Origin of the sequence: Sulfitobacter sp. DSM 110093, from assembly GCF_022788715.1 — a bacterium.
Taxonomy (GTDB): domain Bacteria; phylum Pseudomonadota; class Alphaproteobacteria; order Rhodobacterales; family Rhodobacteraceae; genus Sulfitobacter.
Map to the genome: position 1 here is coordinate 325,927 of NZ_CP085168.1, position 10,618 is coordinate 336,544.

The 10,618-nt window shown below is 57.3% G+C and carries 7 protein-coding genes and 4 pseudogenes; 3 read left to right on the forward strand and 8 right to left on the reverse strand.

The annotated features are described in order from the left end of the window. Positions 1 to 2 precede the first annotated feature (2 nt). From DSM110093_RS18245 to DSM110093_RS18275, 7 genes are read right to left on the reverse strand one after another with little or no spacing between them, the layout of a single operon-like run. Entirely contained in the window at positions 3 to 989 is a 987-nt protein-coding gene (locus tag DSM110093_RS18245; protein WP_243267855.1) for a tripartite tricarboxylate transporter substrate binding protein, read from the reverse strand. 23 nt (positions 990 to 1,012) lie between these two features. Further along, complete coding sequence (locus tag DSM110093_RS18250) at positions 1,013 to 2,038, reverse strand: Gfo/Idh/MocA family oxidoreductase (protein ID WP_243267856.1); 1,026 nt, start codon at positions 2,036 to 2,038, stop codon at positions 1,013 to 1,015. Beyond that, entirely contained in the window at positions 2,035 to 3,069 is a 1,035-nt protein-coding gene (locus tag DSM110093_RS18255) for a Gfo/Idh/MocA family oxidoreductase (protein ID WP_243267857.1), read from the reverse strand. The genes DSM110093_RS18250 and DSM110093_RS18255 overlap by 4 nt, the downstream gene beginning before the upstream one ends. Then, positions 3,062 to 4,366, reverse strand: coding sequence for a mannitol dehydrogenase family protein (locus DSM110093_RS18260; RefSeq protein WP_243267858.1), 1,305 nt, complete (start codon positions 4,364 to 4,366; stop codon positions 3,062 to 3,064). The genes DSM110093_RS18255 and DSM110093_RS18260 overlap by 8 nt, the downstream gene beginning before the upstream one ends. Beyond that, positions 4,363 to 5,568 (reverse strand): mannonate dehydratase, encoded by a 1,206-nt coding sequence (gene uxuA / locus DSM110093_RS18265; RefSeq protein WP_243267859.1) that lies wholly within the window; start codon positions 5,566 to 5,568, stop codon positions 4,363 to 4,365. The genes DSM110093_RS18260 and uxuA overlap by 4 nt, the downstream gene beginning before the upstream one ends. Next, positions 5,565 to 6,977, reverse strand: coding sequence for a glucuronate isomerase (gene uxaC / locus DSM110093_RS18270; protein ID WP_243267860.1), 1,413 nt, complete (start codon positions 6,975 to 6,977; stop codon positions 5,565 to 5,567). The genes uxuA and uxaC overlap by 4 nt, the downstream gene beginning before the upstream one ends. Beyond that, entirely contained in the window at positions 6,964 to 7,665 is a 702-nt protein-coding gene (locus tag DSM110093_RS18275; RefSeq protein WP_243267861.1) for a GntR family transcriptional regulator, read from the reverse strand. The genes uxaC and DSM110093_RS18275 overlap by 14 nt, the downstream gene beginning before the upstream one ends. 159 nt (positions 7,666 to 7,824) lie before the next feature. Here DSM110093_RS18275 and DSM110093_RS18280 point away from each other — a divergent pair. The 3 pseudogenes from DSM110093_RS18280 to DSM110093_RS18290 all read left to right on the forward strand — a co-directional run. Beyond that, positions 7,825 to 8,364 (forward strand): annotated as a pseudogene (locus tag DSM110093_RS18280) (IS6 family transposase); the annotation flags it as partial. Positions 8,365 to 8,428: 64 nt separating this feature from the next. Then, positions 8,429 to 9,683, forward strand: a pseudogene (locus DSM110093_RS18285) (IS256 family transposase). A 56-nt stretch (positions 9,684 to 9,739) separates the two neighbouring features. Further along, positions 9,740 to 9,907: pseudogene (locus tag DSM110093_RS18290) on the forward strand (IS6 family transposase); the annotation flags it as partial. Between the two features lie 53 nt (positions 9,908 to 9,960). Here DSM110093_RS18290 and DSM110093_RS18295 read toward each other — a convergent pair. Beyond that, positions 9,961 to 10,239, reverse strand: a pseudogene (locus tag DSM110093_RS18295) (IS6 family transposase); the annotation flags it as partial. Positions 10,240 to 10,618 lie beyond the last annotated feature (379 nt).

Consider the following 10,618-nt stretch of genomic DNA (forward strand, 5'->3'; position numbering starts at 1 on the left):
GCTTAAGGGCGCGGAATGCCGAGATCTTCAGGGCTTGTGGCCGAATTTCCCGCATCGTGAAGCATCCAGGCATTGATCTGGATCGACGGCCAAACCTTTTCTTGGGCCTCATTACCTGCGTGCACCGTCAGCAACGAACCGCGTCCTTCGGTGTATTCGGTCAATGCAGCTGACTCCGCCAAACCGGCCCAGGCCTTTTCCATTCTGGAAGACACTTCTTCTGGAACATCACCCGGAACGAAGACACCGAAGTAGATCGGCGCAACCGGCACATCTGGCAACGCCGCTAAAACCGACGGGATGTTACCAACTCCTGGCACGTCAGCATCCGTATCCGATAGAATTGCAATCGGTTTCAGCTGACCCGCGCGTAGCATGTCAATTTGTTCAGAAATCAACTGCGTCGTTGCATCGGTTTCGCCAGAAACCGTGGACAAAACCGCAGCAGAGCCACCATCATAGCTTGCATGGATATAAGACCCGTCAACAGCACCCGAGAGGGCTTCAATCGCCGAGTGACCGGCTGAATTGACACCGGATGTCCCGACCTTGATCCCGCCTGCTTTCAGCGCGGCAACGAAGTCGTCCAGGTTATCGATGTCAGAATTGGCAGGCACTGAAATGACGCTTGCGAGCGCGGAATTAAGATACAGATCCCAGTCCTTGATCGAAGTATCCATCATTCCTGTTACGCCATAGGTCCCTAGGTCTTTGGCGGCACCCGCAGTCCAGGTGTAGCCGTCATGAGGCGCATCCCATGCGGCCTGACTCCCCAGCGAACCTGATGCGCCGGGTTGATTGACGACAACCACGCTTTGGCCAAGCGCGTCACCAAGCTCGGCCGCAACCACGCGTGTGACCTGATCGGTCGCACCGCCTGCGCCCCAAGGCACGATCAACTGGATAGGCTTTTCGGGCCATTCGGCCAATGCAGGTCCGGCAAGAAAAGCTGCCGCGACGGCACCCGTAAGAGTTCGTTTATATCCCATTCTTTCCTCCTTAAGTTGGGTTTTCAGATATTGCCGCTTAAGCCTCCCAACTTGTGGGCAATTGCTTGTGCTTCGATCGCCAGCCGCATGACCGTTACGGTTCTGTGCTGCGGACAGGACGTTTCGGTTCGGTGTTCAATGTCGTACACCAAGTTCGCAAAGTAGGGCGTGCCGGCGCGGCTTGCGCCAATGCGCTCGCATGTGGTGCCATTGACAAGAAACACGTGGTCGGTGCCGGGCTGGCCAGCGATATCCATGTATTTGCGGACCTCAATGAAACCTTCGGTTCCGGTAAGGATCAACCGCCCGTCGCCCCAGTTGGGCGCGGCATCCGGCGTGAACCAGTCAAGGCGCACATAACCTTGAACATCGCCTGCGCTCAGGTTCATCTCGCCGAAATCTTGAAACGCCGGGTGGTCTGGCGTGGCCATGTTGCCGACAGTCGCGCGCGTCACCTCGCAGGTGTCGGCGCGGGCAAAATGCAGAAACTGGTCGATCTGATGGGTGCCAATGTCACCCAAAAGACCCCCGTATTCCGACGGCTCCCAAAACCAATCCGGCCGCGTCTGTGCATTCAACCGGTGCGGGCCCTGTGACAGGACATGAACCAGCTTGCCGATCCGCCCTTCGCCTAATAGCTGATCGGCCAGGGTGGTGGCGGGCACCTCGAAACGTTCAGAGAAATTGACAGACCAGATGCGGCCCGTCTGTTCGATGGTCGCTTCGATCTGAGACAGCTCGTCGAGCGTAAGACAGCCGGGTTTGTCCAGCATCACGTCCTTGCCGTGCTGCATGGCGGCAAGAGACAAACGCGCGCGTTCAGCGGGCGGCGCGGCGATCAGCACCAAATCAATGCTTTTGTCATTCAAAATGGTGTCGAGGTCTGCGGCACGCGGGACATTCGGAAAGCGTTTTATGAACCCTGCGATTGGCTGCGGGTTGCCGTCGGTCCAAAAGCCGGCAAAATCGCAACCGGCATCAATCATGCCCTGCGACATGCCATAGATGTGCCGGTGATCCAGGCCAAGTGCGGCGAAGCGGATGCTCATGCCTCGACCTCGACCTGCGCAACAGAACCACTGCGGGCCGAGCGTTCAATAGCGTAAATCAGACGGTGCACGTGAAGCGCCTCGCGGCCAGTGATGCGAGGGGGGCGCCCTTGTCGTAGCGCCTCTGCGAAATCGGCAATCAAATCACGGTGCCAGTCGCACGGGAAATCCATCGGATCACTGCCGCCGCCCGTTCCGGTGACTTCGCCGACCGTTTCGGTGCGCCCATCACGCCAGTGAACGACAAGCTCTCCGGCGGTTAATTGTAACGAGGCATGTTCACAATCAAGTATCAATGTCTCGGCATCGCCCGGAAACGCCGATGTCGTCGCCACCACCGAGCCGATTGCGCCGCTTTCAAACCGCAACCCGGCCGTGGCGAAATCTTCGGCCTCCATCCGGTGCAGATCAGTTGTGGCCGTCATTGCCGAAACTTCGCTTACCGGTCCGGTCAGGCTTAGCATAAGATCCAGCACATGGATCGCTTGGGTCAGCAGCACACCGCCGCCGTCCACATCATAACGCCCTCGTCCGGGTTGGTCATAATAGGTCTGATCGCGCCACCACGGCAGCGTGACGCGCACCATGTTCACGCGCCCGGCCTTGCCGCTTGCGATCAGGGCGCTTAATGCTTCTGCGCCCGCGCGGAACCGGTGTTGCAGAACCAATCCGAGCGGCACGCCAGCCGTTTCGCAAAGCTCCACGATCTTGGTTGCGCGGGCCAGATCCCGCTCGACCGGTTTTTCCGTCAGAATCGCCTTTCCCGCCTGCGCCAAGGCCGCGACACTTTCGGTCCTGCCGTTGGGGGGCGTGATCAAGATCGCGCCATCCGCATCGCTTGCGGCGATGTCTGCAAGGCTGTCGAAAGCGGGCCATCCCGAAGCCTGAGAAACCTGCGCGCGTCGCTCGGGCGAGCGGGCATAAACGCCGAGAACTTCAACGCCGGGTGCCAGTTGCTTTAATGCGGCAAGGTGCGGCTTTGAAGCCATGCCGAGCCCAATGACGACAAGTTTAATAGGGGGGTTAGACATGGGCATCCTCTTTCGTTGTAGCCATCAAACCGTGTTGCGTAATTGCCAGAAGATAAGCGGCCGTCTTCGCGCGAAAGTCCGGATCGGCAGCAAGCGCGGCCGGTAGCAGATCAGGCAACGCAAAAAGGGCATCAACCCGGTCTTTTGGATGACTGGGAAGGGCTGCCAATTCGGCTTCGCGTGGGTCCCGAAGTGCGTAGGCATCACCCGCATCGGTGCGACCGCCAAGGTAGTGCAACCAACATGCTGTCGCAAAAGAGAAAGGCGTGACGTCCTGTCCCCGTCGCACCGCATCCTGAGCCGGCGCAAACATGCGCTGCGGCATTTTTTGGCTTCCGTCCATCGCGATTTGATACGTCTTGTGCGCAATGTGGGGATTGCGAAAACGGGTCAGCAATTGATCACGGTAAGCGCTTGGATTTAGGCCCGTGCCGGGATCAAGCGTGGCTGCGGCCGCATCCATGTGACGGGCGACAAGCGCAGCAAGGGCAGGATCGGCCATAACATCGCGAACATATACCTTTCCTGTCAGATGGCCGCAGTAGGCCAACATCGAATGGGCACCGTTCAGCATACGCAGCTTCATCTGCTCGTAAGGTGCGACATCTGGCACCAGTTCCGCACCCGCATGTTCCCAATCCGGGCGACCAGCGGCAAAATTATCTTCAATCACCCACTGGCTGAACGCTTCTGTTTCGACGGGAATTTCGTCAGCCCACCCCGCTTGCTCGGCCACTTCGGCGCGCAATTCAGCCGTGGTGGCGGGTGTGATACGGTCCACCATCGTAGACGGGAAACGCACATGCGCGGCGATCCAGTCCGCAAGGTCGGACGGTGCGGCACCTGTCACCGCTTTTTGCAACACCGCACCGTTGTCAGTAAGGTTGTCGCAAGACAAAAGTGTGACCCCGGGCCGCCCTGCGTCTTTGCGCATTTGCAAAGCTTGGACCAACAACGTGATGGCACTGCTGGCATCGAAAGGGGGGGCATACCCTTTTTCTGTGATGGTCAGGCTGATGATCCGTGTGTCAGCTTGCGTCAGCGCATCTAGGACGGGTCCGCGCCCATTTGCGATAGCGAGCGCTTTGGACATGGCGGTGACTTGGCGATATTCAATGCCATCCGTCCCGCGTGTCACCAGCGTGTAGCGTCCATTCTGTTTGATCAGGGCGTCGGCGAAATCCGCGCTTCTTAGGCTTACGCCTGTGATTTGCCATCCATCCGCGGCATCTTCGGTATAAATCGCCTGATGGGCACGGTGAAACGCGCCGGGGCCGATGTGAACGATACGTGTCATTGTAAATCCCCCCCAAGGGCGGCGATGACGCCCCTTAACTCGGCCAATCCGCGCAGGCGCCCGACCAGCGGATAGCCTGGCTGTTGCTTGCGGTGCATATCGATTGCCATGGCATGGCCGTGATCGGGGCGCATGGGAATCGACCAGTCGCTCCGCTCCGCCCCCTTGCGCTGCTTTTCTTCGGCAATGACGGCCTGCAACAGCGCAACCATGTCCGTACTGCCTTCCAGATGTGCCGCCTCGTGGAACGATCCGGGAAAACGTGTTTCTTCGCGGGTGACATTGCGTAAATGCAAAAAGTGCACCTTGTCGCCCAAACGTTCCATCATCCCCGGCAAATCGACATCCGGGTTCACACCAAGCGAGCCAGAACATAGCGTAATACCGTTGGAAGGACTATCCACCGCGCCGGTGAGGCGCAGATAGTCACCTTCTGTTGACACCACCCGTGGCAATCCAAGAAGTGGGAACGGTGGATCATCAGGATGGCAGCAAAGCCGGATTCCAAGAGCTTCGGCAACCGGAACGACCTCTTCCAGAAAGGCAGTTAGGTTGGCGCGAAGCTGGTCAGAAGATAGCGTTCCATAGCTGCGCAGTAGCGTGTGAAAATCGTCAAAGCTGAGTTCTTGATTGGCCCCCGGCAACCCCATCGTGATATTGGCGGCCAAACGGCGGTGATCTTTATCACTCATCTGCTGGTAGCGGGCGCGCGCAGCTTCGACGACAGCTTCCGGGAAACCTTCCGCAGCGCCATGACGCGCCAGAACAAAGATATCAAAGGCGGCAAAGTCTATCCAATCGAACCGCATACAATTCGCACCTGTCGGGGTGACATGCGCAGGATCGGTGCGGGTCCAGTCAAGAACGGGCATGAAGTTATAGCAAACGACCTGCAAACCGCTTTTGGCAAGGTTCTTTAGGCTGTCTTTGTAGGCCTGAATGTGCGCCCGCCAGTCGCCGCTTTGCTTCTTAATCTCTTCGGATACCGGCAGGCTTTCCACAACGTCCCACGCCAGCCGCGAAGGCGATCCATCACTTCGCCGTGCCACTTCGGCCTGACGTTTGCCGATCTCTTCAACGCTCCAAACGGCACCATTGGGAATATGATGCAATGCCGTGACAATACCCGTCGCCCCCGCTTGCTCGACTTCCTCGATTGCAATTGCATCTGCTGGTCCGAACCAACGCCATGTCTGTTTCATATGCGCGCCTCATAGCCATAGGCCCGGCGCGGCAGGTTGTATGTCAGATCCTTTGCGACGATCGCGGCTTCATCTTCGGGCAGCCGATGCTCGACCACTTGTTTGGCAAGAAAAGCGCAATCGACCCTGCGGGCCATGTCATGGCGCGCCGCGATCGCAGACAGGGCGCGGGTGTCATCGTTGAAACCCACGGTGTTGTAATAACCCGCAGTTTCGGTTGTTACCTCGCGGTAGCGCATCATGCCGTCCGGGCTGTCGAAAAACCACCATGCCGGGCCAAGGCGCAAACAGGGATAAGCCGCGGCCAAGGGTGCCAGCTCGCGACCATAGGCGGTTTCATCCAACGTAAACAGGATCACCGTCAGCCGTGGGTCATGCCCATGCGCGTTCAACAGCGGACGCAGGGCCTCGACAAAGTCGGTTGGGCCGGGAATGTCGAACCCTCTATCCGCGCCGTGCCGATTAAAGACCATACTGCTGTGGTTGCGGCGCGACCCGGAATGAATTTGCATCACAAGTCCGTCTTCCAGGCTCATCCGCGCCATCTCGGTCAGCATCTGCGCGCGGAAAAGCTCTTTGTCTTCAGCGCTTGCGCCAGCTTTCAAAACCCGGCCAAGCAAAGCTCTGCAGTCATCAACAGGCAGGTCGGCAGTTCGCGCGGTTGGGTGCCCATGGTCCGTCGCCGTAGTGCCCAATGAAATGAAATACTGACGCCGCTGGCGATGTGCCGCAAGAAAGCCCGCCCATGTACTGGTGTCCTCACCCGTCAATGCACCCAGCTTTGCAATATGTTCGTGGAACCCATCGGAATCGGGATTGGTCACCTGATCCGGCCGATAGGTCGGGACGACGTTGCCCTGCCAATCGCTATCGCGAATAGTCTGGTGGTGCCGCAAGTCATCGAGACAGGCGTCTGTCGTTGCCAAAACCTCGATCCCGAATTTTTCATACAAAGCGCGCGGGCGACACGCATCGCCCGCAAGTGCCTCGGCAATTTTGTCAAACGTCTGATCCGCGATCTGGGAGTTCAGCGGCCCTTCGATCCCGAAAAGCGTTTCCAGCGTATAGTCCATCCAGTGCCGCACGGGGGTGGATCGAAACAAATGGTAGTTCTGGGCAAACCGCCGCCAAATAGCACGGCTGTCGGTTTCAATCGGCGTGCCATCACGCGTAGGCACACCAAGCTCGGCATGGGTCACCCCTTGGCTTACCAGCATACGCACCACATAGTGGTCCGGCACAATAAGCAGCTGAGCGGGATCGCGAAACGCATCGTTTTCGGCAAACCAGGCAGGTTCGGTATGCCCATGCGGGCAAATCAGCGGCAGGCGCTCTACCTGCGCAAACAACCGCCGCGCCACGTTCCGCGACGCTGTATCGGCCGGGAAAAAGCGATCAGGATGCAGCATTTAGGGCCTCCATGGCAGAGTTGATATGTTTTGATACCAGCGCCTTGGACAGTTCTACGTCACCGGCCTTAATCGCATCCAAAAGGGCAATGTGTTCGCTGAATGCGACATTGATCCGCTGCGGCAAATGCCCCGTCAACATGATCCGGGCCCGATCCGTATGTGACTTCACAGAGTGGGCCAACCGCCAGGCCGCGGGCAGGCCGGCAAGATTGGCTAGCTCGGCATGAAAGCGTTCATCTTGGCGGAAAAATTCAATGTGATCGCCGTGACCGACTGCGACGCTTTGCAAGGCTATGATCGCATCCAGAGAACGCAAGCATGGCGGGGCGTCCGCAAGTAAGGCAACAACCTGACGCTCCAGTGCGCGGCGGATAATGATACCCTCTCGCACCCGAGTGTCGTCAATCGCAGTGACCGTCGTTCCAGATTTGGGCCGAGCCTCAATGAGCCCATCCTCAATAAGACGCTGATAAGCTTCCCGCACTGGCGTTCGGCTAACGCCCAAAGCCTGTCCCACCTCCAATTCATAGATTGGATCGCCCGGTTGAAACATCTCAAGAATAATAGCCAAGCGCAGCAAATCGTAGATTTGCGGCCCCAACGGGTGCGATCGTTCGATCAAACCGAGCGAGGCCCAATCGATTCGAGTTGCAACACTGTTAACTGCGGCGATCTTTCGGTTCATTGCTCTCCCCCTATCATGAATTCTTGCATGCAAGTATACTTGAGTCAAATGGTGAAATTTTCTCTGTCAGAATGGCAGTTTCTCGATGAGTGCTGAGGGTGTTGTCACGTTAATGGGCCTGAGGTTGCTGGTTTATTGATCTTTGCGTAGGCGGTGTCGATGCAAACAGAGAAAATCAGCTACAAGCGCCACCGCTTTCCGCCCCAGATCATTGCTCATGTTGTCTGGCTCTACGCCCGGTTCAACTTGAGCCTGCGCGAGGTCGAGGAACTGATGTTGGAAAGGGGCGTGGAAGTTTCGTATGAAACGATCCGGCGCTGGACCGTTAAGTTTGGCCCTTTGATCGCCCACGTTCTGCGGCGGCGGCAGCCTCGCGCTGGTGATGTCTGGCATCTGGACGAAGTTGTGGTGAAGATTACTGGCCGGTCATACTGGCTGTGGCGAGCGGTCGATCAACACGGCGTCGTTCTTGAGGAAGTCCTACAATCGAGGCGAGACAAGCGCGCGGCAAAGCGGCTTTTGATCAAGCTGATGAAACGTTGGGGTTTCGTACCCAAAAGGATCATTACGGACAAACTGCGATCCTATGGTGCTGCCAAGCGTGAGGTCGCGCCTGGCCTTGATCATTGGTCACACAAGGGGCTGAATAACCGCGCAGAGAACAGCCATTTGCCTTTCCGAAAACGAGAGCGAGTAATGCGAGAGTGTCCTATCTTCTGTGTAACTGGGATCTGGTCCATGCTTCCTGAGAGGAGCAAAGACTATGACTATTTCCAAGGAACTGTTGGACGAGCTGCTGAAGGGCTGCGAGCGGCCTGAAGATCTGCTTGGCGATGCCGGGCTAATGAAAGAGCTCAAGATCAAGCTGATGGAACGGATGCTCGGGGCTGAGCTGACTGCACATCTGGGCTATGAAGACGGCAAGGATGCCCCGCCTGATCAGGCCAACCGTCGCAACGGCTCATCTGCTAAAAAATTGAAGGGGCAAGACGGCGAACTGCCTATCACTGTGCCGCGGGACCGGGACGGCAGCTTCGAGCCTGAACTGGTGAAGAAGGGACAGACCCGCATTGATGGGATGGATGACAAGATTATCGGGCTTTACGCCGCCGGTCTGACGGTCCGCGACATCCGTGCTCATCTTGAGGACGTCTATGGCCTGCAAGTCTCGCCAGACTTGATCAGCCGCGTCACTGACGCCGTGCTGGATGAGGTTCGGGAGTGGCAATCCCGGGCGCTGGACCGGATGTATCCCATCGTCATTTTTGACGCTCTACGGGTCAAGATCCGCGACGCCCCTCTCGGGACATTGCTTCGCAATGCCCTGCCGGGCAGTGGATAGCCGCATGGTCAAGAACAAAGCCGTCTACGTGGCCCTTGGTGTCAGCAGGGATGGCGTGCGCGAGGTTCTTGGTCTTTGGATCGCTGACAACGAGGGCGCCAAATTCTGGCTCTCGGTGATGACAGAGCTGAAGAACCGTGGGCTGCAAGACATCCTGATTGCGGTCGTAGACGGCCTCAAGGGCTTCCCTGATGCCATCACAGCAGCCTTTCCGGACACGGCCGTGCAAACGTGCATTGTCCATCTCGTGCGCCATTCGCTGAACTTCTGTGCTTGGAAAGATCGCAAGGAGGTGGCCGCTGATCTGCGGCGGATTTACAGCGCCCCCACAGCCGATCAAGCTGGCTTGGAGTTGGATGCCTTCGAGGAAAAATGGGCCGGTAAATATGCCTCTATCGCACCGGCCTGGCGCAGAGCTTGGCAGGAAGTAATCCCGTTCTTTGCTTTTGATCCCGCCATCCGGAAGATCATCTACACCACCAACGCAATTGAAAGCTTAAACCGCGTAATCCGCAAATCGATCAAGACGCGAGGATCGTTCCCGACCGAGGACGCAGCCACGAAGCTGATCTACTTGGCGATCCGCAACTTTGAGAAAGGCGGCCGGAATGTTCGAGAATGGTTTGCGGCCCGCAATCATTTCGCCATAATGTTCGAGGATCGCTTCAATGCGTGACTGTATCTAAAACCCGCATGGGCCAGACCAGATACACAAAGTTCATGACACTCCCAGTAATGCAGGGCTTCCGATCACCGGGTGGATTGCAGCGCTTCGTCACTATGCAGTCCGCAACCCGTAATTGTTTCTCTGTCCCAGTCCGCCATCGTTCCGCTCTCACCATCCGCTACCACCGGCTCGAAGCATTCGAGGCGTGGAAATCTGCGGCACATGCCGCTTGACCAACGACCGGCATGCTAACCTGCAAACTCGGCGAGTTAAAGTGACAACACCCGCGCCAGAGATAGCGCCATTTGCCACCAACCCGGATGTAGGTTTCATCAACGTGCCAATCGACGCTTGCGCGACGATGCCTCTCAGTGCGCTTCGCCAGTTCAGGCGAGAACTTCTGGACCCAGCGGAAGACCGTTGATCGATCGACCATGATCCCACGCTCTTCCAGAAGATCAACAACATCTTGGTAGGACAACGGGTAGCGCAGATACCAACGCACAGCGCAGAGTATGATCTCCCGGGGAAAGCGATGGCGCTTGAACGGCGACTTGCGTGACATGCTCGACCTCCAAATCATGATCGTCGCCAAGGGGCTCCGTTAATGCAACAGCCCCCTCTCGCCTAGCCGCGTGAGGCGGGGTTCGCAGGCACCTGGCAACAGAAGCCTGCATCACTTACTTATCTGCGATTCTATGTAGCTGCTCTGAGGGGCGGTTTTCGCGATGATATCAACGCTTTCAAACCTCTGCCACGAATGCCATTGGGTGAAAGCTGTTAATGCGATGCCTCAAGTACCACAGCTAACGCTGCATAAACGTTTGGAAAAATAATACGTCGCCTACCACGCTTTGGCGGCGTCACGCATTTCTTCTGGCGTTGTGGATAAAACGTGTTACACAGAGAGAAATCCGGATAACACGGTTTACAAGGCAGAATAA

Bases quoted from the DNA above. Each gene is read 5' to 3' on its own strand.
- DSM110093_RS18250 (WP_243267856.1), bottom strand. From the start codon at position 2,038: ATGAGCATCCGCTTCGCCGCACTTGGCCTGGATCACCGGCACATCTAT.
- DSM110093_RS18260 (WP_243267858.1), bottom strand. From the start codon at position 4,366: ATGACACGTATCGTTCACATCGGCCCCGGCGCGTTTCACCGTGCCCAT.
- DSM110093_RS18275 (WP_243267861.1), bottom strand. From the start codon at position 7,665: ATGAACCGAAAGATCGCCGCAGTTAACAGTGTTGCAACTCGAATCGAT.
- DSM110093_RS18255 (WP_243267857.1), bottom strand. From the start codon at position 3,069: ATGTCTAACCCCCCTATTAAACTTGTCGTCATTGGGCTCGGCATGGCT.
- uxuA (WP_243267859.1), bottom strand. From the start codon at position 5,568: ATGAAACAGACATGGCGTTGGTTCGGACCAGCAGATGCAATTGCAATC.
- uxaC (WP_243267860.1), bottom strand. From the start codon at position 6,977: ATGCTGCATCCTGATCGCTTTTTCCCGGCCGATACAGCGTCGCGGAAC.
- DSM110093_RS18245 (WP_243267855.1), bottom strand. From the start codon at position 989: ATGGGATATAAACGAACTCTTACGGGTGCCGTCGCGGCAGCTTTTCTT.